This is a genomic window from Aurantimonas sp. 22II-16-19i (genome assembly GCF_002088275.1).
Lineage (GTDB): Bacteria > Pseudomonadota > Alphaproteobacteria > Rhizobiales > Rhizobiaceae > Jiella.
The window spans coordinates 64,376-85,536 of record NZ_AQQS01000023.1 but is presented as its reverse complement, the minus strand read 5'-3'; the positions used below and the strand labels follow the sequence as shown (position 1 = coordinate 85,536).

Sequence of the window (21,161 nt, the reverse complement as noted above, 5' to 3'; positions counted from 1 at the left end):
ACCGCATTCTCATCCAGCGTTCGGACATCCCATGACAGCACCGGTTTTGATCGAGGGCCGCAACCTCGCCCTGAGCCAAGGCACCGGCATCGCCTCCTATGCCCGCAATCTCGCCGACACGCTGCGAGGCATGGGCTACGAACTCGATCTCCTGTTCGATACGGAGTTCCGGCTGAGCCGCGATCGCCCGGAGTGGAACGAGCTGCAGCTCTACGACATGTCGAACCGCCAGGGTCCGCGCATCACCCGGTTGCGGCGCTATCGGCGCGCGTTCCGCTATCTCACGGTGCCGCCCATGGCGCTCGAGGCGCGGGAGGTCGCGGAAACCGATCTCGTCGCCGACCGCAGCGTCTTTCCGGGGCTCCACGGCTTCGGCAGGCGCATGGCGATCGAGATGCTGTTCCTGCGCGCCGACCAGCACCTCCTACGCTACGGCCGTCGTCTGACGGTGAAGCCGCTGCGCCAGCCGCGGCTGTTCCACGCGACGCATCCGGCCGCGATCGAGGTGAAGGACTGTCCCAACGTCTATACCGTGCACGACCTGGTGCCGCTCCGCCTGCCGCACATGACCCTCGACAATAAGCGGGCGTTCCACAAGACCCTGAGCGCCATCGCCGAAGGGGCCGACCGGATCGTCACCGTGTCGGAAAACTCCCGCCGCGACTTTCTCCACTATTTCGACGTTCCCGAGGACCGGGTCGTCAACACCTATCAGGCGGTGTCGCTGCCCGCCGAATATCTCCGACGCTCCGGCGAGGAGAAGGCGCGCGAGGTTGCGGCCTTCGGACTGACCCCGCAGAAATACTTCATCTTCGTCGGAGCGCTGGAGCCGAAGAAGAACCTCGAGCGGCTGATCGACGCCTATCTCGCCGCCGGCTCCGACCATCCCCTCGTCATCGTCGGCAAGTTCGGCTGGGGCTTCGAGCGGATCGTCGAGAAGCTGCAGCGGGTGCAGGAGCGCCCGCCGGTCGGGCTCGACGGAGGACCCTCCAAGCTCACCGAGCGGATCATCCACCTGTCCTATCTGCCGTTCACGCAGGTGCTCAGCCTGATCGAGAACGCCCGGGCGCTGCTGTTTCCGTCGCTATACGAAGGCTTCGGCCTGCCGGCGCTGGAGGCGATGCTGCTCGGAACGCCGGTGATCTCGGCCAATTCCAGCTCCCTTCCCGAAGTCGTCGGCGAGGCCGGACTGCTGGTCGATCCGTACGACCCGGTCTCCATCACGCGGGCCATCCGCACCATCGACCAGGATGGCGATCTGCGCGAGGAGCTGAAGAAGCGCGGGCCGGTCCAGGCATCCCTGTTCTCGCCGGAGCGCTTCACCGAGCGCATGACCGCGGTCTATGACGGGCTGCTCTGAGACGCGGCGATCGCGACCCCCTGGCCGCAGCCTCGACCGGAAAGGAAACGCCCCCTGCCGCGACGAGGTGCGAACCGGCTCGGTCAGCGGCCTCCTCGATGCCTTGCGCAGGAGCCGCAATCTTGCCGGAATGAGGTCGCAGTTGCGGGGAGAACGGTGGAGGGACCAGCACGTCACCAGGACAAGACGGTGGATTGCGAGAGCTGCCCGAAATCGAGGCCACTCGCCGTCGCCGTTCATCGTGATGGCCCCTCACGACGGACCATTTCGATGATCGTCCTTCTGCAGCGAGACGGCTCTGCGCGAGAGGTGCTGGCCATGACCTTCGGGTCAAATGCCCCAGTGGGGAGACTTCCGGGAAGCCGGTCGACGGGACTGCGTCTTGCGGCTGCCCCATTTGCCCTGCCGGGTCCACAGGCGTATGCAGACGGGGGTTCCGGACGACCGGTTCGAGGAGAGGCTGACGCGTGTCTGCGCTGACGACATTCGATGATCTGAAGGCGAAGATCCCGGGCCGCGGCAAAGCCCGGAAGGTCTCGTGGCGGCAGTCGTTCAGCCTCGGCCGGCTGATCTTCCTCGCGGTCGTCGTCATCCCCGTCTGCGTCGCGATCCTGTTCTACGGCTTCATCGCCTCGGACCGCTACGTGTCGGAAAGCCGCTTCCTCGTCCGCAGCGCCTCCACCCAGGACGTCAGCGGCCTGTCCTCGATCCTGCGGACCTTCGGCATCACCCGCGCCGACGACGACAGCTATGCGGTCCAGAGCTACATGCTGTCCCGGGATGCGCTGCACGATCTGATGAAGACCCTGCCGATGGAGACCTTTCTCAATCGCGACGGCGTCGACCCGATCTCGAGGTGCTACAAGTCCTGGTCGCAGCACAGCTTCGAAACGCTCTACGACTGCTATCTCGGCCACGTCGAAGCGATGCGGGAGGAGACCACCGGCATCAGCGTGCTGAACGTGCAGCTCTACACGCCGGAGGATTCCCGGGCGGTCGCCCAAGAGTTGCTGAGGCTGGGCGAGCAACTGGCCAACCGCATGAACCAGCGGGCCGAGAACGACGCGGTCGCCAATGCCAACGAATTTCTCACCCAGGCGGAGGCCCGCCTCCTCGAGGCCAACGAGAAGTTGACGACGTTCCGCAACCAGCAGAGATTTCTCGACATCCAGGGCGAGGCAGGCCCGACGGCGAGCGTCATTGCCGGACTGACCGGGGAACTGGCGCGCACCCGAGCGGAGATCGAACAGCAGACGCGGGTCTCGCCCAACAATCCCGGCCTCGCCTCGCTGAAGACCAAGGCGCTGGTCCTGGAGGACCAGATCGAGACGGAAAGCGCCAAGCTGACAGGGACGGACGGCTCTCTGTCCAACCAGATTTCCGACTTCGAGAACCTCACTTTGCGCAAGGAGATCGCCAATCAGGCGGTGTCCGTGGCATCGCGGGCGATCGACCAGGCCCGGCTCGAGGCCAAGCGCCAGCGGATCTATCTGGAAACCATCGTCAAGCCGAACCTTGCCGACGAATCCACGGAGCCGGACCGGCTTCGCATGATCATCACCGTCATCGTCCTGTCGCTGATGCTCTTCGTCGTCGTCTGGATGCTGATGATCGGCGGCCGGGAACACCTCAACCACAACGAATCCTGAGCGGCGGCATGCCCGTCCGCGACGGGCAAGCCAACGGCCGAGGCGGCGCGTGCCGGCAGCAACGAGCGCCATGGCAGGATCTTCGCATCTTGCCCATGGGCAGGCAGAATTGGTGCCTGCCTGGCCCGCCCGTTCGGCTGCCCCTTCTACCGCCGGTGCGGGCCGCCGGCCCGGCAGACCGGGTCTGGCCCTGGTCCCGGCCGCATGCGGGCAGACGGCGTGTGGCACGGCAGCGACAGTCTCGACAAACGAATCCCGCGTCACCACAGACCCGCCAGGCCGACGGCCGTGCTGGAGGCGTGCAGCCCCCCTGATCGACGTGCCGCGGCAGGGCTTGCCGGGGGCAGCGCCCCGGGCTGCCGCGGCCTCGTGCCGCCCTGTGTCGCCCCGTGTGGCGCTTGTCAGCGAACCGAACGAGCCGTGTGTCGGAGCCCGCGCGCCAATCCAGCCGCTGGCCAGCGGCTTGAAGTCGAACATTCCGAAGAGATCCGCCGGACTGCGCGTGCCGCCGTGTGATCGCCCGCCCGGCCCGTGCCGCGCAAGGCGTCGATCGGCTCTTGCCGACCGCTCAGGGAACTGTCGACGCACCTTCGCAAACGACGAGACCGGCGCCTGCAAGATGCCGGCGCCGGTCTCGAAAGTCTTCAGTGCTGAGGGATCAGCCGGGTTGCATCAGCGCTGGGCGAGACGCTCGGCGCCCTGCTTGACGACGACCGTGGCGCCCATCGGAACCCGGTTGTAGAGATCGACGATGTCCTGGTTCATCAGGCGGATGCAGCCGGACGATGCGGCCGTGCCGATGGTCCACCACTCCGGCGTGCCATGCAGGCGGAACAGCGTGTCCTTGCCGTTCTGGTAGAGATAGAGCGCCCGCGCCCCGAGCGGATTGGTCAGTCCCGGCTCCATGCCCTCGCGATAGGGCTCGAGCTCCGGCTTGCGGTCGATCATTTCCTGCGGCGGAAACCACTTGGGCCAATGCTGCTTGTCGCGGATCTCCGCATCGCCGGCCCAGGAGAAGCCGCTGCGGCCGACGCCGATGCCGTAGCGCATCGCCATGCCGTTGCCCTCGATGACGTAGAGAAAGCGGCTGGGCGTGTCGACCACGACGGTGCCCGGCTCGTACTGGGATCCTTCCGGGTAGGAAACCTGCTGGCGCAGGAACTGCGGATCGATCTTCTTGGTGGGGATCGCCGGCAGCTTGAAGCCGTCGTCGACCATCTCGCCGTAGCCCAGTTCGCCGACGGCAGCGACGCTGCCGCCGCTCATCAGCCCGTCCGGGCCCGCATAGGCGGCAACCTGGGTGGCCGCCGGCTGCAGGCTGGCGCGGCGCGGATTGTCGGCGCAGCCCGCCAGCAGCATCGAGGCGATCGCTGTGCCGATGGCGAGGAATGTCTTGATCGTCATGACGGGTGCCAATGCGGTTGAGAATTGTCTGGGCGGCGGATTGTCTGGCGGCGAATTGTCTGGGATGCGGTCTGGCTCGTTCTGCCGAGCTTGCGGGGACCCTATCGTTCGATAGGCCTCCTCGAGCAATCGGGCAATGTCCGCATCTGAGCCCGTCGTGGTTAAGAAAGGGTTTGTTGCGGTGCCGTCACAGTTGACCTGTGGCGGCGGCGCGACATCTGCATGACCGACCGGGATCGCAGCAGACCCATGAGGTTCAGACCATGAACATCGGAGAGGCTTCGCGCCTGTCGGGCTTGCCGCCGAAGACGATCCGCTATTACGAGGAAGTCGGGCTGATCAAGCCGATGCGGGCCAATAACGGCTATCGCGACTATCGCGATCGGGACGTCCACGTCCTGCGCTTCCTGCAGCGCTCGCGCTCGCTCGGCTTCTCGATCGCGGAGGCGCGCAAGCTCCTGTCGCTCTATGGCGATGAGAACCGGCATCGCGAGGATGTCCGCCGGCTGGTCACTTCCCGGATCGCCGAGATCGACCACAAGATCGCCGAGCTGAATTCCCTGAAGCGGGCGCTCGACGCCCTCACCGACGAGTGCCAGCGCGGCGAAGGCCCCGACTGTCCGATCCTGGAAGAGATCGCCGGCGCGCGGGTGGAGTGACGGAACCCGCCGCAGCCCCCGCAGACGTCGCGTCGGGGCCGGAATAGGGACGGCTGTTCTTCATAAGCCTAGGACATTATCGCGATTCGTTTGCGTTTTGTTTTCCTGCGGGATAATCCACGATCCATGCCTCTCGTCTCGCCCTTCGCCCCCGACCCGCTGGTCGACGGCCGCCAGTCCGACCGGGCCATGATGGTGCGCCGGGGCGTGCAGCGGCTGATGCAGAACCTCAACGTCGCGATGCTTCCGGAAATGCCGCTGGATTCCGGCCGCCGGGCCGACCTGGTCTGCCTGTCGGACAAGGGCGAGATCGCCATCGTCGAGATCAAGACCTCGATCCAGGATTTTCGCGTCGACCGGAAATGGCCGATCTACCGGCTGCATTGCGACCGGCTGTATTTCGCCACCCATCCCGGCGTTCCGGCGGAGATCTTCCCTGAGGAGTGCGGGCTGATCCTGACCGACGGATACGATGCGGAGGTCCTGCGCGAGGCGCCGCTGGAGCGGCTGGCGCCCGCCACCCGCAAGGCAATGACGCTGAGATTCGCGCGGCTGTCCGCCAACCGGCTCCTGCAGGCCGAATGGGCGGCGAATTCCGCCCCGATGGAATAGGTCGCCGCCGCCTTGCGAGGCGGAGGCGATCGGAAGCAAGCCCGAGAACGCGCCGGCCACGAAGCCCGGGCCGGCGCCTCCCGCCGATGGGCTCAGCTGCGCAGCGTCGCACCCGTCGCCTTGGCGACGCCTGCCACGATCCTCGCCGACACCGCCTCCAGTTCCTCTTCCGTGAGGGTGCGCTCGGCCGGCGCCAGCGTCACCTCGATGGCGACGGACTTCTTCGCCTCCCCGAGCGCCGCGCCGGCAAAGACGTCGAACACCCGGACCTCCTTGACCAGCGCCTTGTCGGCTCCCTCGGCGGCGCGCACGATGCGGCCGGCCTCGACCGTCGCGTCGACGACGAAGGCGAAGTCGCGCCGGACCGGCTGGAAGGGCGACAGCGCCAGAACCGGCTTGGTGCGCGTCGGCCGCTTCTTCGGCTCCGGCACCTTGTCGAGGAACACCTCGAAGCCGCACAGCGGACCGGAGACGCCGAGCGTCTTCAGGACCTTGGGATGGAACTCGCCGAACTCGGCGATGACGACCTTGGGCCCGAGCTTGATGCGGCCCGAGCGGCCCGGATGATACCAGTCGCTCGCCGGCGCCTCGATCGTCAGCTTGTCGGCCGGAAAGCCCGCCGCCTCCAGCACCGCGAAGGCATCGGCCTTGGCGTCGAAGACCGAGACCGCCGGGGCGTTGCCCGACCAGAAGCGGCCCGGACCGTCCGCCCCGGCGGTGCCCCGGCGAATGCCGCCGGCGACCCGCTTCTGCCCGTCCGGCGTGTCGGAGTGATAGACCCCCGCCACCTCGAACAGCGCCGTGTCGCCATAGCCCCGCGCGGCATTGCGGCCGGCCGCCGCCAAGAGCCCCGGCAGCAGCGAGGGACGCATGTCGGAGAGATCGGCGGAAATCGGATTGGCGAGCTTCAGCGCCGCATCGCCGCCGCCGAAGGCCTTCGCCTCGGTCTCCGAGACGAAGCTGTAGGAGACGCATTCGACCATGCCCCTCGCCGCCAGGGCCCGGCGCGCCGCCCGGTCGCGGGCCTGGATCGTCGTCAGGATGCGGCCGTTGACGGAAGCGTGGGAGGCGAGCGGCGCCGGCTTGATCTCGTCGACGCCGTGAAGCCGCATGACCTCCTCCACGAGGTCGGCCTTGCCGTCCACGTCCGGCCGCCAGCTCGGCACGGTGCAGACCAGCGCCTCGCCCTCCCGGCGCGGCGCAAAGCCGAGGACGGCGAGGATACGCTCCTGCTCCTGCGGGCCGACGGAGAGGCCGGTCAGCCGCTCGAACTCGCCGAGCGGCAGGACGACTTGCTTCGGCTCATGGGGCTGCACGCCCGCCACGACACGCCTGGAGGCCGTGCCGCCGCAAAGGTCGAGCACCATCTGCGTCGCGAGGTCGAGACCCGGCTCCATGAAGGCGGGGTCGACGCCGCGCTCGAAGCGGTAGCGCGCATCGGTGATGATGCCGAGCGCCCGGCCGGTCCGGGCGATGTCGAGCGGCTCCCACAGCGCCGATTCGATCAGCACCTCGGTGGTCGTCTCGTCGCAGCCCGAATGCTCGCCGCCCATGACGCCGGCGATGGATTCGACGCCCCTGTCGTCGGCGATCACGCAGGTGCCGGCCGGCATCACGTAGTCGCGCTGGTCGAGGGCGAGGATCGTCTCGCCCCCGGCGGCATCGCCCACCGTCAGCCCGCCGGCGACCTTCTTGGCGTCGAAGACGTGGAGCGGCCGGCCGCGATCGAAGGTGATGTAGTTGGTGACGTCGACGAGGGCGTTGATCGGGCGAAGGCCGATCGCCTTCAGCCGCTTCTGCAGCCATTCCGGCGAGGCGCCGTTGGTCACGCCCGAGACACGGCGCAGCGCGAAGCCGAGGCAGGTCGCGCTTCTCACCTCCAGCGCGACGCCCACCTCGCCCTCGCCCTCGATGCGGGGCACCTCAGGCGTCTTCAGCGTCCCCAGCCCCGAGGCGGCGAGGTCGCGGGCGATGCCGTAGACGCCGGTCGCCTCGGGATGGTTCGGCGTCAGGTTGATCTCGATCACCGGATCGATCAGCCCGGCATAGTCGGCATAGCGCGTTCCGACCGGCGCGTCGGCCGGCAGGTTGATGATCCCGTCATGCTCCTCGGAGAGTTCCAGCTCACGCTCGGAGCACATCATCCCGAAGGATTCGACGCCGCGGATCTTGCCGACGCTCAGCGTCGTGTCGATGCCGGGCACATAGGTGCCGGGCAGGGCCAGCACGCCGACGAGGCCTTCGCGGGCGTTCGGCGCGCCGCAGACGATCTGCAAGGGCTTGCCGTCGTTGACCTCAGGCCCCGCATCCACCGACAGGAGCCGCAGCCGGTCGGCATCCGGATGCTGGGTGGCCGACAGGACCCTCGCGATGCGGAACGGGGCGAACACCGCCCGGTCGTCGACGGATTCGACCTCGAGGCCGATCATCGTCAGCCGCTCGCAGATCTCGGACAGGCTCGCCTCGGTCTCGAGATGATCCTTCAGCCAGGAGAGTGTGAATTTCATGGGATCAAAGCTTCATTGGGTTCGGAACAGTCGGGGCGGATGGCTGGTCGGGAAGGAACGGCGAAGGCGCGCCTAGGGATCGGATCGTCCGGTCTGTGCGGCCTTGCCTCGCACCGGCTTTCCGGCCCGCACGAAGCGATAGGTGAACAGCGCGACGACCGCGAAGACGACATAGAGGAACAGGAGCGAGGTCGTCGGCAAGGACGAGCCGAAGACGATCTTCTCGGCGACGAGCGGCACCACCACCCCGGTGAAGAAGGAGGCGATCGCCGCGCCCGTCGGCGGCAGCATGCGATAATAGACCGCGAACAGGCCGACGGCGACGAGGACGATGATCCACCGGCCGACCGAGGCGACCATGCCGCTCACCGACGTGTCGAAGAGCAGCCAGGCGAGGATGTCGACGACGAAGAGGCCGACCACCGCCCCGGCGAGAACCGCGATGATGTCGAGGACGATGAGACGGGCGGGCATTGCTGTGATCCGTTCGAAATTCAAAAGGGTCGGTGATCGGCGAGTTTCGTCGCGCGGTTCCTCGGCACGCTGGTCTTCTCGTGCTCCGGAAGATCGACCGCGATGCAGGTAAACGGCAATCTTTCCGAAACATAGGCCTGCTCCTTCGGCTCGTAGCGCCCGGGCCGATCCATCGCGCCGAGATTGAAGAAGATCTGGCCGGGAAGCCTGTCGTCCTGATAGGCGATCGGCGCCCCGCAGGTCTCGCAGAACGTCCGCGACACCGGCTCCTCGCCATAGCGCCTGCCCTGCCCGCCTTCGAAACCGACATCGGCGCGCGAGAACCCGACAAAGGCGAGGAACGGCGCGCCCGAAGACCTGCGGCAGTCCTCGCAGTGGCAGATCGCCGTGTAGATAGGATCGGCGGACGCGGCAAAGCGCACCGCGCCGCAGCGGCAGCCGCCCGTGTGGAGGGAGGTGGGTGGGTCGGTCAACGAGCCGTCTCGATCGTCTTCTGGAGTTCGCGAGATGCCATCGCCGTCAATCCTTGCGCGTGCGGAACAGGAGGCAGACCGCGAGCTTGCGCCGGTCGTCGTCGGTCAGCGCGCGGAGCTCCTGGACGATCTGGGAGGCTTGCAGGACCAGATCGAGGACTTGGGAATGCGGGAACAGCAGCGGATCGGCCGGCAGATAGTCGGCGCGAACCCGCTCGCTCTGCAGGTGGGCGATCAGACCTCCGATCGGACGAAGCCTTGGGTTATCTTTCAAGGGGGCCTGGATGAAGGCGTTCTTCAGCGGGCCATGGTCCAGGGAGCGGTAGATGCGCACATAGTCTTCCGCTTCGTTCGAAACACCGGGCAACAAGCAGCCGGTGGCCAAATCCGACAAGGCATGGAAAACGGCATAATAGGCCGTGCTGACCGCCCGGCGGCCGCAGGACGGGTTTCGGCTCGCCTCGCCCGCCAACATCGCCGCCGCATCGAGCAGTTCATCGACCATCAGCTTGGCTCACTGACATTGGTCCAGCGTCTGCAGCCGGGTCCGTGTCAGGCCGTCGATAGGACAGGAATGCGAACCGTTCGTCGCCCCGATCGAGCAGCGCTTCTCGAATAGCGCCGACCACGTCGACCATCGCCCGGCCGGAGACCTGCCTCTCGACGTTCACCGACATCCGCAGGACGATAGCGCCATCGAAATCCTCCTCCGAACTCACGCTGACGCCACCGTAGCCGAAGGGCTGCAGATACTTGCGAAGGATCGGCTCGGCGATTCGCCGAGCCTCGTCTTCACTCAACACGGTCATCATGGCCATCGGCTGCCTCCTTCCTGCTGTCGCTCAGGCCAGGCGACAGCAATCTCTCACGAACTCAGCCCCCCGAACAGCGTCGGCATGTCGAGCGGGCGGAAGCCATAGTGCGCCAGCCAGCGCACGTCGGCGTCGAAGAAGGCCCGGAGATCCGGCATGCCGTATTTCAGCATGGCGATGCGGTCGATGCCCATGCCCCAGGCAAAGCCCTGATAGACGTCCGGGTCGAGGCCGCCGGCGCGCAGGACGTTCGGATGGACCATGCCGCAGCCGAGGATCTCCATCCAGTCCGACCCCTCGCCGAAGCGCACCTCGCCGGGCCTCGAGCGATCGCACTGGATGTCGACCTCCATCGACGGCTCGGTGAAGGGGAAGAAGGACGGGCGGAAGCGCATGTTGAGCTGCGGCACCTCGAAGAACGCCTTGCAGAACTCCTCCAGCACCCACTTCATGTTGGCGATGTTCGACGTCGTGTCGACCACCAGCCCCTCCACCTGATGGAACATCGGCGTGTGGGTGGCATCGGAATCCTGCCGGTAGGTCTTGCCCGGGATGACGATGCGGATCGGCGGCTTCTGCGCCTCCATGGTGCGGATCTGCACCGGCGAGGTGTGGGTGCGCAGCACCTTGCGCTGCCCGGTCTCGTCGGGAGCCAGGAAAAACGTGTCGTGCATCTCGCGGGCGGGATGGCCCTCGGGAAAGTTCAGTGCCGTGAAGTTGTAGTAGTCGGTCTCGATGTCCGGCCCCTCGGCGATGGAAAAGCCCATGTCGGCGAAGATCGCGGTGATCTCGTCGATCACCTGGGAGATCGGATGGATGCGCCCCCGCGAGGCCGCGCCCTGGCGCACGGGGAGCGTCACGTCGAGGCGCTCGGCGGCGAGCCGCGCGACGATCGCCGCTTCCCCCAGCACCTCGCGCCGCGCCGCGATCGCGTCCTGCACACGGTCGCGCAGGCCGTTGAGGCGCGGGCCGGCCTCCTTGCGCTCCTCCGGGCTCATCTTGCCGAGCCCCTTCATCATCTCGGAAATGCGGCCCTTCTTGCCGAGTTCGGCAATGCGGATCGTCTCGAGCGCGGCCTCGTCTTCTGCCGCATCGATCTTCTGGATCAGCTCGGTCTCAAGCGTTTCGCTCACGCGTCACTCCACGATTGGTCATGCCGGCGGGGCGGCCTTCCGGCGCCTCGTTAGCGCAAGGGGCAGCATGATGGAAGCTTGTCGGCACGCCATCGCGGCCCGGCGGCGCGCCTCCCGGCCATCACGCGCTCGCCTGGCCCCATCATTCTGACATGATCGATAACCTATCTCTGCCCAGCCTGGCGCAGGATCGAATGCCGGGCGGCTGCCGCACGGCACCTCTCACGATCGCCGTCGGCATTCCGTCGACATGACCCTGCAGATGCGTAGCTGACGTGATCGAACATCTCTCGGACCCTGCAAGACTGCCACCCTCCGGACCGGGAGATGGTGGAGGGCCGAACGGGCCACGCATCTCGGCCATCCTGACGGGCCTCGTCGGCGACACCTCGCGCGAGCGCATCGCCATCAGCGATCTCCTCAAGGCGACCGGCGAGCGCGCCTTCGGCGCCCTCCTCTTCCTGTTCGCCCTGCCGAACCTCCTGCCGGCGCCGCCCGGCACGTCGACCGTCCTCGCCGTGCCGCTGATCTTCCTCGCCGCCCAGCTGAGCTTCGGCTTCAAGCCGTGGCTGCCGGGCATGATCGCCAGACGGTCCCTGCGTCGCAGCGACCTGTCGGCCGTCGTCGAGCGCTCGGCGCCGTGGATCGCGCGCGCCGAGCGAATCCTGGCGCCGCGCCTCGGCTTTCTCGTCCAGCCGACTGCCGAGAGGATCGTCGGGCTGATCTGTCTCGCCTTGTCGCTGATCCTGATCCTGCCGATCCCCCTCGGCAACTTCCTTCCGGCGCTGGCGATCTGCATGTTCGCCTTCGGCATCCTCGAGCGCGACGGATTGTGGATCATCGCCGGCCTGGCGATGCTCGCGATCTGCGTCGGTGTCGTCGGCGGCGTGGTGATCGCCGTCGTCAAATACGGCCTCGTCCTCGCCCAGGATCTGTGGGCGTGGATCGAACCGATGGTCGCGGGGATCGGGTGAGGCAGGCCGAGGGCATGAAAAAACCCGCGGGCTTGAAAGCCGCGGGTTCGCTCGTTTCGTCCGTCGATCGGAAGGTGGCGCTCAGGCCGCCCGCTTCTCGCCGACCGCCCGCTCGTAGGCGTTCGGGAACTCGCTCTCCTTCAGATAGGCGAGTGCGGCCTTGGCCTGCTCGCAGAGAGCGGTGAAGGCTTCCGGCTCGTGGATCGCGATGTCCGACAGAACCTTGCGGTCGACCTCGATGCCGGCCTTGGCGAGGCCGTCGATGAAGCGGCCATAGGTCAGGCCGTGCTCGCGGACCGCGGCGTTGATGCGCTGGATCCACAGGGCGCGGAAGTTCCGCTTGCGGACCTTGCGGTCGCGGGTCGCATACTGCTTCGACCGGTCGACGGCGGCCTTGGCGGTGCGGATGGTGTTCTTGCGGCGGCCGTAGAAACCCTTGGCCTGCTTGAGAACCTTTTTGTGCTTGGCGTGGGACGTGACGCCCCGCTTGACGCGTGCCATGATCTAAACTCCTGAAATCTCTAAAATGCCGGGTGACGCGCCGCTCAGCGGGCGTAAGGCATGTAGGTCTTGACGATCCGCTCGTCGGGCTTCGACAGGATCATCGTGCCGCGCGCGTTGCGAATGAAGTCGTTGGAGCGTTTGATCATGCCGTGGCGCTTGCCGGCGGCACCCGCCTTGACGTGGCCGTTGGCGGTCATGCGGAAGCGCTTCTTGGCGCTCGCCTTGGTCTTCATCTTGGGCATTTTGCTCTCCTGATTAAGAGGATCGCGACGTCGGCCGGACCGTCTCGCGGCGGCCTGATGACTTGCCTTCGGGGAAGGAAGTGTCGCGAACAGCATTAGGAGCCGCCACGGCATGCCCTGCCGGCCGGCTCTCGTCTGAACGCGGGTCTCATACGCGAGAGGCGGGGAATGCGCAAGAGTGATCGCAGGCCGAGCGGGCGGGCCGATCTCCGCCGGGCACGGCACGGGCCGCTGCTTGATCGCCGCCCCGCCCTCCGCCATAAGGCCCGGCAACATCATTCATGTTTTCCCCCGGAGCCGCCCCATGAGCGCATTTTCCCCCCGCGTCTTTTCCGGCGTGCAACCCACCGGAAACCTGCATCTCGGCAACTATCTCGGCGCCATCCGCAAGTTCGTCGCCCTGCAGGAGAGCCAGGACTGCATCTATTGCGTCGTCGATCTCCATTCGATCACGGCGCAACTCGTCCATGAGGATCTGAAAGGCCAGATCCGCTCGATCACAGCGGCGTTCCTCGCCGCCGGCATCGACCCCGAGCGCCACATCGTCTTCAACCAGAGCCGCGTCTGCGGCCATGCGGAACTCGCCTGGATCTTCAACTGCGTCGCCCGCATCGGCTGGATGAACCGGATGACCCAGTTCAAGGACAAGGCCGGCAAGGATCGCGAGAACGCCTCCCTCGGCCTCCTCGCCTATCCGAGCCTGATGGCCGCCGACATCCTGCTCTACCGCGCGACGCACGTTCCCGTCGGCGAGGACCAGAAGCAGCATCTGGAACTGACCCGCGACATCGCCGCGAAGTTCAACAACGACTTTTCCGACCGGATCGCCGCCGCCGGCCTCGGCACCGACATATCGATGGGCGAGGAGGTGGTCAGCGGCTATTTCCCGCTGACCGAGCCGATGATCGAGGGACCGGCCACCCGGATCATGAGCCTCAAGGACGGCTCCAAGAAGATGTCGAAGTCCGACCCGTCGGACCTCTCGCGCATCAACCTCACCGACGACGCCGAGCAGATCGCCCGCAAGATCAGGAAGGCCAAGACCGATCCGGACGCCCTTCCCTCGGAGGTCGCCGGGCTTGCCGGCCGGGCGGAGGCCGACAATCTCGTCGGCATCTATGCGGCCCTTGCCGAGCGCAGCAAGGCCGAGGTGCTGGCCGAATTCGGCGGCAGGCAGTTTTCCGAGTTCAAGCCGGTGCTCGCCGAGCTTGCTGTGGAAAAACTCGCCCCGATCAACGCCGAGATGCGCCGGCTGACCGACGATCCCGGCCATATCGACGCGGTCCTGAAGGATGGCGGCGAGCGGGCCGGCGCGATCGCCGAGAAGACCATGGCCGACGTCAAGGAGATCGTCGGATTCCTGCAGTGACGAGGCGACGTCGCGGCGAGGCCGTGGCGGGCCTCGCCATTCGACGTTATGGTGGTCCTGAAGGTCCACCGGGAGTGCGACGATGGCCGCGGAAAAGCTGACGATCACCCTCGAAGGTTCGGCGGCGAAGAGGTTGCGCGCGCTGTGCGAAGCCTCGGGGCATCCGCCGGAGGTCTATCTGGCGGTGATGCTCGAGGATCATTTCGATGCCGAGATAGCGGAAATCCGCGAGTTGCAGGAGCGAGTCGCAAGTGTCGAGGCCGGTGGGGGCGTTCCCCATGAAGAGGTCATGCGGCAAATGCGCGAGATGCTCGCTTCCATCAGCGAACGTCGGCGTGCTTGAGAAGGATCATATGGGCCCCTGCCGCCCAAGCTGACTTCCGCCAGGCCATGATGTATCTGAACGACCGGGATCCCGCAGGGGCCAGGCTGGTTTCCGAGAGAATCGGAGCGGCCGTGGAACTGCTGGCGCGACGGCCGATCGGACGACCGACCAAAATGTCGGGCGTGTTCGTCAAGCTGATCGCGCGCACGTCCTACGCCTTGACCTACAGCACCTCGGCCAGCGAACTCATGGTTCTGAGGCTCATCCATCAACGGCGGCGAAATGCGCCAGGCGGTCTGCCGGAAGAGGACGAAGGTCCGTGATCAGCCGCCCACCTTGCCGCCGGCCTCCACTCCAGCCATCTTAGCGCCCATGGTTTCAAAACGGATAGGCCGCGACGCGGGCGGCAAGCGCAAATTCCTGGCGATCATCGACGGCACCCCCGAATGCGGCCGGGCGGCCTCCTATGCCGCGCACCGGGCGAAGGCTTCGGGCGGCGGCGCGGTGCTTCTCTATGTCATCGAGCCCGGCGACTTCCAGCACTGGCTGGGCGTCGAGAAGCTGATGCGGGCCGAAGCCCAGGAGGAGGCGGAGAACGCCCTCGCCAAGGTCGCCGAGGACCTGCGCGAGATCGTCGGCATCGAGCCGGAGACGGTGATCCGCGAAGGCAAGATCATCGACGAGATCCATGCCCAGATCGAGGCCGACCGGGAGATCGCCATCCTCGTGCTCGCCGCCGGCGAGGCCGGCGAAGGGCCGGGGCCGCTGGTCTCCTCGGTCGCCGGCAAGGGCGCGGCCTTCCCGATCCCGGTGACCATCGTGCCGGCGTCCCTGACCGACGACGAGATCATCAGCCTCAGTTGACCGCCGCCCCCCTGGCCCTCACCCCAAGGGGTGGACCCGACGGCCTGGATGCCCGGGGGCGCCAGCGGGGAGCGAGGCTCCAAGGATGCGACGCGAAGCTCGGGACTGCTGACATTGCCGGCCACACTCCCCATCTGTTGCGGGACGGACCGGCAGACGATAGATTGGAATCATTCCAAAGCCGGATGCGACGAAGCCGGCGAAAGGCGAAGACGATGTTCATCCAGACCGAAGTCACCCCCAATCCCGCGACGCTCAAGTTCCTGCCCGGACGGGTCGTGGTCGAGATCGGTACCGAGGAGTTCTCCACGATGGAGGAGGCCGAGGCGCGCTCGCCGCTGGCGGCCAAGCTGATGGCGATCCCCGACGTGTCCGGCGTGTTCTTCGGCTACGACTTTGTCACGGTGACGAAGAGGGCCGCGGAGTGGCAGCATCTGAAGCCGGCGATCCTCGCCAGCCTGATGGAGCACTTCATGTCCGGCGAGCCGGTCATGGCGGGCGCCGGCGCGCCGGCGGCGAGCGGCGGCGAGGAGTTCTTCGAGGCCTCTGACGAGAAGACCGTCGCGACGATCAAGGAACTGCTGGAGACGCGCGTGCGCCCGGCCGTCGCCCAGGACGGCGGCGACATCACCTTCCGCGGCTTTAAGGACGGCACGGTCTATCTCAACATGCGCGGCGCCTGCGCCGGCTGCCCGTCCTCCACCGCGACGTTGAAGCACGGCATCCAGAATCTCCTGCGCCATTTCGTTCCCGAGGTGCAATCGGTCGAGGCCGTCGAGGCGGCCTGACGAGCCGCCTTCATGCCGCCACTGATCCTCGCTCTCGACACCGCCTTTTCCCGCTGCACGGCCGCCGTCTTCGATGCCGGCGGCGCGGGCGTACTCTTGGCTGCCGAAGAGCCGGAGATCGGCAAGGGCCATGCCGAGCGGCTTACGGGCGTCATCGACGACGCCCTGACTGAGGCCGGCGCGACCTATGGCGACCTTGCCCGCGTCGTCGTCACCACCGGCCCCGGCTCCTTCACCGGCATCCGGGTGGGCGTCGCGGCCGCCCGCGGGCTGGCGCTCGCCCTGGAGATTCCCGCCGTCGGGGTCTCGACCCTCGAGGCCATCGCCCGAAGCGCGTTGGCGAAGAGCATGTCGGGGGCGGATCGTCCCACTGACGACACTGCTCCCGTGCTGGCCGTGATCGACGCCCGGCGCGGCGAGATCTATGCCGCACTCTTTGCCGCGAGAGGCGACGTACTGGAAGATCCCGCCGCCCTGCAGCCGGATGCGCTCGACGGCTTTCTCGGTCAGGCGTGGTCCGCCGATCCCGGGATGCGGCTCCGCCTCGCCGGCTCCGGGGCAGAGATCGCCGCGACGGCGCTGTCCGGCCGCCGCTGCGCCATCGCCAGCGACACCGACCGGATCGACCCGGCGATCCTCGCCCGGCTCGGCGCCGCCGCACCCACCGGCGAGCCGCCCCGCCCGCTGTATCTCAGGGGTGCCGACGCCAAGCCCTCCTCCGCGCCGTCCCTGCGCCGGAAAATTGCGGAAAGCATTCCCTAATTCTCCCGGCGCTATCATAGTGTCCAAAGGAAGTAAGCCCGCCCCGCCAAATCGTTTTCGGCGAGGACCGGGATGCGTGACATGATCATGTGTCGATGGTTGCCACGGGCCGGCGTCGGGAGGAGCGCGTCATGTATTGGTTTCTGCCCTGGGTCTGGACCGCGGGCTGGCTCGAGACCTATCTCGGTCACGGTCAGCCGTTCATCGCGGAACTCGCCGACGACGACCTCGATGCGGCCGCCGAGCTGCACAGCGAGGCTTTCGACCAGCCATGGTCCGGCGACGAGCTCGGCACGCTTCTCGCCCAGCGCGGCAGCTTCGGCTTCGTCGCGCGCCTGCCCGGCCTGCCGCAGAGCCCGCCGCTCGGCTTCGTCCTCGCCCGCTCCGTCGAAGGCGAGGCCGAGATCCTGACCATCACGGTTGCCCGCCGCAATCGCCGGGCCGGCGTCGGCCGGATGCTGATGGACCAGGTGCTGCAGAAGCTCCATGCCGAGCGGGCCCATTCCCTGTTCCTCGAGGTGGACGAGGAGAATCAGGCCGCGCTCAGGCTTTACAAGCGACTGCGTTTCGAGGAAGTGGGGCGGCGCCCCGCCTATTATCAGCATCCGGACGGCAGGCGGACCAGCGCCCTCACCTTGAAGCGGAGCCTCTTCGCGGCCAGGTGAGCGCCACAGGCAGCTTCACAAGACCAGTCGACGTGATCGTGACCGAACGCCAATTCCCGAGCCCAGCCCCGAACGGGGCTGCATGATCGCTTCGGCGCGCGTCGCCTTCGTGGCGGTGGTCCTCGTTGCCATGACGCTCGTCCTCTGGCCACTGCAGGCGCTCGCAATGCGGCGCGGCTGGCCGCTGCAGCGCAAGCTGCCGCATCTGTGGCATTGCGTCGCCTGCCGCGTCGCCGGCCTGAGGGTGAGCGTCAAAGGCACCCCGGCCAGCGGCCGACCGCTGCTGATCGCCGCCAATCACCAGTCCTGGTCGGACATCATGGTGCTCGGCCGGGTGATGCCGCTCTCCTTCATCGCCAAGGCCGAGGTTCGGGACTGGCCCGCCTTCGGGCTTCTGGCACGTCTCCAGCGCACCGTCTTCGTCGAGCGCGAGGCGCGCCGGCGCACCGGCCACCAGGCTTCGGCGATCGCCGAGCGCCTGTCGGAAGGCGACGCGATGGTGCTGTTCGCGGAGGGCACGACGTCGGACGGCAACGAGGTGCTGCCGTTCCGCACCGCCCTGTTCGGCGCGGCACAGATGGCGCTTCGCGACTCGACCTCCGGTTCGGTGCTGGTCCAGCCGGTCGCCGTCGCCTACACCCATGCCAACGGCCTGCCCCTCGGCCGCTATCATCGCCCGCTCGCCGCGTGGCCGGGCGACGTCACCCTCGGGCCGCACCTCCTCGCGTTCCTGAAGGAAGGCGCGATCGACGCGACAGTCGCCTTCGGCGAGCCGATCCGCTTCACCGAAACGTCGGATCGCAAGGCGATGGCCCGCGCCGCGGAGGACAGCGTGCGCAAGCTCCTCGCCGAGGCGCTGGCCGTCCGGCCGTGACGTTTGGCGAAAGACGCTCTTCGACGCTTGCGCTCGGTCACGATGGCGTCGATATATGAGGTCAGGTCAAGTCCCGCGACGACCATCGCTATTGGGCAGGACGCGATCCTGGCGCCGGCGACACCGGGACGACAACGAAAGCCTGAACTGAAGGGCGCATGACGGATACCAGCCAAGCGACACTTTCGCCGACGAAACGAGCCGGTTCGCGCAAGGTCTTCATCAAGACATATGGCTGCCAGATGAACGTCTACGACAGCCAGCGCATGGGCGATGCGCTGGCGGATGGCGGATATGTGGCGACCGAAACCATGGAGGACGCCGATCTCGTCCTCCTCAACACCTGCCACATCCGCGAGAAGGCGGCCGAGAAGATCTATTCCGAGCTCGGCCGCATCCGCAAGCTGAAGGCCGAGCGTGCCGAGGCCGGCAAGGACATGCAGGTCGCCGTCGCCGGCTGCGTCGCCCAGGCGGAAGGCGCCGAGATCATCGCCCGGGCCCCGGTCGTCGATCTGGTCGTCGGCCCGCAGACCTATCACCGCCTGCCCCAGGCGCTCGCCCGAGTGGCGAAGGGCGAGCGGGTGATCGACACCGACTACGCGGTCGAGGACAAGTTCTCCCATCTGCCGCACTCCCAGCCGGCGCAGTTGCGGGCCCGCGGCGTCACCGCCTTTCTCACCGTCCAGGAGGGCTGCGACAAATTCTGCACCTTCTGCGTCGTCCCCTATACCCGCGGGGCGGAGGTCTCCCGTCCGCTCGCCCGGATCCTCGAGGAAGCCCGCCGGCTGGCCGAGGCAGGCGTGCGCGAGGTGACGTTGCTCGGCCAGAACGTCAACGCCTGGCACGGCGAGGACGCGGCGGGGCGGAGCATCGGCCTCGGCGCATTGCTCTACGCGCTCGCCGAGATCCCGGGGCTGACGCGGCTGCGCTACACCACCTCGCATCCCCGCGACATGGACGACGCGCTGATCGCCGCCCACCGCGACCTGCCGGCCGTCATGCCCTATCTGCACCTCCCCGTGCAGTCGGGTTCGGACGCGATCCTCAAGGCGATGAACCGCCGCCATACCGCCGACGACTATCTGAGGCTGGTCGACCGGATCCGCGTCGCGCGCCCCGACATCGCCATGTCCGGCGATTTCATCGTCGGCTTTCCCGGCGAGAGCGATGCCGATTTCGCGGCGACGATGCGGCTGATCGAAGCGGTCGGCTATGCGTCGGCCTTTTCGTTCAAGTATTCGCCCCGCCCCGGCACGCCCGGAGCCGAGCTGCCCGGCCATGTGGACGAGCCGGTGAAGGCCGAGCGCCTCGCCCGGCTGCAGGACCTGCTGCGCCGCCAGCAACAGGCGTTTTCCGAAGGGCTGATCGGCAGGAGCCTCAGCATCCTGATCGAAAAGCCCGGTCGCCGGCCGGGACAGGTGGTCGGCCGCTCGCCTTATCTGCAGCCCGTGGTGATGCCCGAGAGCGCCGGCGCGGTCGGCGACATCGTCACGGCCCGCATCGTCGATTCCGTCGCCAGTTCCCTGATGGCGGAGGGAGCAAGCGAAACCAGGGGTGCGCTGACGGGAGGCGTGGTTGCCGCGTAACTTGCCTGACTTGAAATCCCGTTCGGGCCCAGGGGCTTCGGACATGGCGCACATCGTCCTCAGCTTTGAGGACAACCGGCTGGCGGGGGCGCTGTTCGGTCAGTTCGACGAACACCTCGCCCTGATCGAGCAGAAGCTCGGCGTCGACGCGCGGGCGCGCGGCAACAAGGTCGAGCTGCGCGGCGAGGCGTCGGCGGTCGAACAGGCCCGGCGCTCCCTCGATCATCTCTACGAGCGGCTCCAGGGCGGCAGCGAGATCGGCGGCAAGGACGTCGACGGCGCGGTCCGCATGGCGATCGCCCAGGACGATCAGCTGGTCCTGCCGACACTGGAGAAAAAGGGCCGCATGGCGCTCGCCCAGATCTCGACGCGCAAGAAGACCATCCATGCCCGCACGCCCACCCAGGACGCCTACATGCGCGCCCTCGACCGGGCCGAGCTGGTGTTCGGGGTCGGCCCGGCCGGTACCGGCAAGACCTATCTCGCCGTCGCCCACGCGGCGCAGCTGCTCGAGCGCGGCACCGTCGACCGGATCGTCCTGACGCGGCCCGCCGTCGAGGCCGGCGAGCGGCTCGGATTCCTTCCCGGCGACATGAAGGAAAAGGTCGATCCCTATCTGCGGCCGCTCTACGATGCCCTCTACGACATGATGCCGGCCGAAAAGGTCGAGCGGGCGCTGGTCGCCGGCGCCATCGAGATCGCGCCGCTGGCCTTCATGCGCGGGCGCACCCTCGCCAATGCCGCCATCATCCTCGACGAGGCGCAGAACACCACGTCGATGCAGATGAAGATGTTCCTCACCCGCCTCGGCGAGAACGCCCGAATGGCGGTGACCGGAGATCCGTCGCAGATCGACCTGCCGCCCGGCCAGAAGTCTGGCCTGGTCGAGGCGCTGCGCGTCCTCGACGGCGTCTCGAAGGTCGTGACGGTCCGCTTCGAGGCCAAGGACGTCGTCCGCCATCCGATGGTGCAGGCGATCGTCGAGGCCTATGAGCGGGACGCCACCGAGCAGCGCGGCGCCGGCGGGCAGCCGCTCGATCGATGAGGGACACCGTCGGAGAGGCCGGACGAAGCTGCGAGCATCGCCGCCGCTTCGCGGCGCTGCGGCGATGAGGGACGAAGCGA

24 protein-coding genes are annotated in these 21,161 nt (G+C 67.4%); 15 read left to right on the top strand and 9 right to left on the bottom strand.

Translation table 11 applies throughout. From position 1 onward, the window contains the following. The first annotated feature begins 31 nt into the window (after nt 1-31). Entirely contained in the window at nt 32-1,360 is a 1,329-nt protein-coding gene (locus ATO4_RS17620) for a glycosyltransferase family 1 protein (RefSeq protein ID WP_083592852.1), read from the top strand. Between the two features lie 467 nt (nt 1,361-1,827). Continuing rightward, nucleotides 1,828-3,009 (top strand): hypothetical protein, encoded by a 1,182-nt coding sequence (locus tag ATO4_RS17615; RefSeq protein WP_083592851.1) that lies wholly within the window; start codon nt 1,828-1,830, stop codon nt 3,007-3,009. 672 nt (nt 3,010-3,681) lie between these two features. Here the strand turns inward: ATO4_RS17615 and ATO4_RS17610 are convergent. Next, complete coding sequence (locus tag ATO4_RS17610) at nt 3,682-4,413, bottom strand: L,D-transpeptidase (RefSeq protein WP_083592850.1); 732 nt, start codon at nt 4,411-4,413, stop codon at nt 3,682-3,684. Between the two features lie 263 nt (nt 4,414-4,676). Between ATO4_RS17610 and ATO4_RS17605 the strand changes: the two genes are divergently transcribed. Both ATO4_RS17605 and ATO4_RS17600 read left to right on the top strand, forming a co-directional pair. After that, nucleotides 4,677-5,072 carry a MerR family transcriptional regulator gene (locus ATO4_RS17605; RefSeq protein ID WP_083592849.1) on the top strand — a complete coding sequence of 132 codons (396 nt, stop codon included), beginning with the start codon at nt 4,677-4,679 and terminating at the stop codon, nt 5,070-5,072. Nucleotides 5,073-5,198: 126 nt separating this feature from the next. Continuing rightward, nucleotides 5,199-5,684, top strand: a complete 486-nt coding sequence (locus ATO4_RS17600; RefSeq protein ID WP_083592848.1) for an MmcB family DNA repair protein — start codon at nt 5,199-5,201, stop codon at nt 5,682-5,684. Between the two features lie 92 nt (nt 5,685-5,776). Here ATO4_RS17600 and pheT read toward each other — a convergent pair whose 3' ends face one another. The 6 genes from pheT to pheS all read right to left on the bottom strand — a co-directional run bounded on the left by pheT (nt 5,777) and on the right by pheS (nt 11,083). Beyond that, on the bottom strand, nt 5,777-8,191 hold the full coding sequence (pheT, locus tag ATO4_RS17595; protein WP_083592847.1) for a phenylalanine--tRNA ligase subunit beta: 2,415 nt from the start codon (nt 8,189-8,191) through the stop codon (nt 5,777-5,779). Nucleotides 8,192-8,263: 72 nt separating this feature from the next. Continuing rightward, nucleotides 8,264-8,665, bottom strand: a complete 402-nt coding sequence (locus tag ATO4_RS17590; protein WP_083592846.1) for a hypothetical protein — start codon at nt 8,663-8,665, stop codon at nt 8,264-8,266. A 20-nt stretch (nt 8,666-8,685) separates the two neighbouring features. Continuing rightward, on the bottom strand, nt 8,686-9,138 hold the full coding sequence (locus ATO4_RS17585; RefSeq protein WP_083592845.1) for a GFA family protein: 453 nt from the start codon (nt 9,136-9,138) through the stop codon (nt 8,686-8,688). Between the two features lie 46 nt (nt 9,139-9,184). Next, on the bottom strand, nt 9,185-9,643 hold the full coding sequence (locus tag ATO4_RS17580; protein WP_083592844.1) for a hypothetical protein: 459 nt from the start codon (nt 9,641-9,643) through the stop codon (nt 9,185-9,187). Beyond that, a complete protein-coding gene (locus ATO4_RS17575; protein WP_083592843.1) occupies nt 9,633-9,956 on the bottom strand; it encodes a hypothetical protein in 324 nt (107 codons plus the stop codon). The genes ATO4_RS17580 and ATO4_RS17575 overlap by 11 nt, the downstream gene beginning before the upstream one ends. 47 nt (nt 9,957-10,003) lie before the next feature. After that, nucleotides 10,004-11,083: a phenylalanine--tRNA ligase subunit alpha gene (gene pheS, locus ATO4_RS17570; RefSeq protein ID WP_083592842.1), complete on the bottom strand. Its 1,080-nt coding sequence runs from the start codon at nt 11,081-11,083 to the stop codon at nt 10,004-10,006. Nucleotides 11,084-11,361: 278 nt separating this feature from the next. Here pheS and ATO4_RS17565 point away from each other — a divergent pair, with 278 nt between their 5' ends. Continuing rightward, nucleotides 11,362-12,057 carry an exopolysaccharide biosynthesis protein gene (locus ATO4_RS17565; RefSeq protein ID WP_245308806.1) on the top strand — a complete coding sequence of 232 codons (696 nt, stop codon included), beginning with the start codon at nt 11,362-11,364 and terminating at the stop codon, nt 12,055-12,057. Between the two features lie 81 nt (nt 12,058-12,138). On the opposite strand, the gene rplT is transcribed toward ATO4_RS17565, so the two are convergent. Next, complete coding sequence (gene rplT, locus ATO4_RS17560; RefSeq protein ID WP_083592841.1) at nt 12,139-12,558, bottom strand: 50S ribosomal protein L20; 420 nt, start codon at nt 12,556-12,558, stop codon at nt 12,139-12,141. Nucleotides 12,559-12,602: 44 nt separating this feature from the next. Next, nucleotides 12,603-12,803, bottom strand: coding sequence for a 50S ribosomal protein L35 (rpmI, locus tag ATO4_RS17555; RefSeq protein ID WP_083592840.1), 201 nt, complete (start codon nt 12,801-12,803; stop codon nt 12,603-12,605). Between the two features lie 304 nt (nt 12,804-13,107). Between rpmI and trpS the strand changes: the two genes are divergently transcribed. The 10 genes from trpS (at nt 13,108) to ATO4_RS17505 (ending at nt 21,081) form a co-directional block, all read left to right on the top strand. Continuing rightward, complete coding sequence (gene trpS / locus ATO4_RS17550; protein ID WP_083592839.1) at nt 13,108-14,172, top strand: tryptophan--tRNA ligase; 1,065 nt, start codon at nt 13,108-13,110, stop codon at nt 14,170-14,172. Between the two features lie 82 nt (nt 14,173-14,254). Beyond that, entirely contained in the window at nt 14,255-14,515 is a 261-nt protein-coding gene (locus tag ATO4_RS17545) for a hypothetical protein (protein ID WP_083592838.1), read from the top strand. Beyond that, on the top strand, nt 14,512-14,820 hold the full coding sequence (locus ATO4_RS17540) for a type II toxin-antitoxin system RelE/ParE family toxin (RefSeq protein WP_176223044.1): 309 nt from the start codon (nt 14,512-14,514) through the stop codon (nt 14,818-14,820). Before ATO4_RS17545 ends, ATO4_RS17540 begins: the two co-directional genes overlap by 4 nt. Nucleotides 14,821-14,869: 49 nt before the next feature. Next, entirely contained in the window at nt 14,870-15,361 is a 492-nt protein-coding gene (locus ATO4_RS17535) for a universal stress protein (protein ID WP_083592836.1), read from the top strand. Nucleotides 15,362-15,576: 215 nt separating this feature from the next. Then, nucleotides 15,577-16,149, top strand: coding sequence for a NifU family protein (locus ATO4_RS17530; protein WP_083592835.1), 573 nt, complete (start codon nt 15,577-15,579; stop codon nt 16,147-16,149). Nucleotides 16,150-16,161: 12 nt separating this feature from the next. After that, entirely contained in the window at nt 16,162-16,911 is a 750-nt protein-coding gene (gene tsaB / locus ATO4_RS17525; RefSeq protein WP_083592834.1) for a tRNA (adenosine(37)-N6)-threonylcarbamoyltransferase complex dimerization subunit type 1 TsaB, read from the top strand. Nucleotides 16,912-17,042: 131 nt separating this feature from the next. Then, on the top strand, nt 17,043-17,576 hold the full coding sequence (locus tag ATO4_RS17520) for a GNAT family N-acetyltransferase (RefSeq protein ID WP_083592833.1): 534 nt from the start codon (nt 17,043-17,045) through the stop codon (nt 17,574-17,576). Between the two features lie 82 nt (nt 17,577-17,658). After that, nucleotides 17,659-18,450, top strand: a complete 792-nt coding sequence (locus ATO4_RS17515; protein WP_083592832.1) for a lysophospholipid acyltransferase family protein — start codon at nt 17,659-17,661, stop codon at nt 18,448-18,450. Between the two features lie 158 nt (nt 18,451-18,608). Further along, nucleotides 18,609-20,036: a tRNA (N6-isopentenyl adenosine(37)-C2)-methylthiotransferase MiaB gene (miaB, locus tag ATO4_RS17510; RefSeq protein WP_083592831.1), complete on the top strand. Its 1,428-nt coding sequence runs from the start codon at nt 18,609-18,611 to the stop codon at nt 20,034-20,036. 43 nt (nt 20,037-20,079) lie between these two features. Further along, nucleotides 20,080-21,081 carry a PhoH family protein gene (locus tag ATO4_RS17505; RefSeq protein ID WP_083592830.1) on the top strand — a complete coding sequence of 334 codons (1,002 nt, stop codon included), beginning with the start codon at nt 20,080-20,082 and terminating at the stop codon, nt 21,079-21,081. Nucleotides 21,082-21,161: the final 80 nt, after the last annotated feature.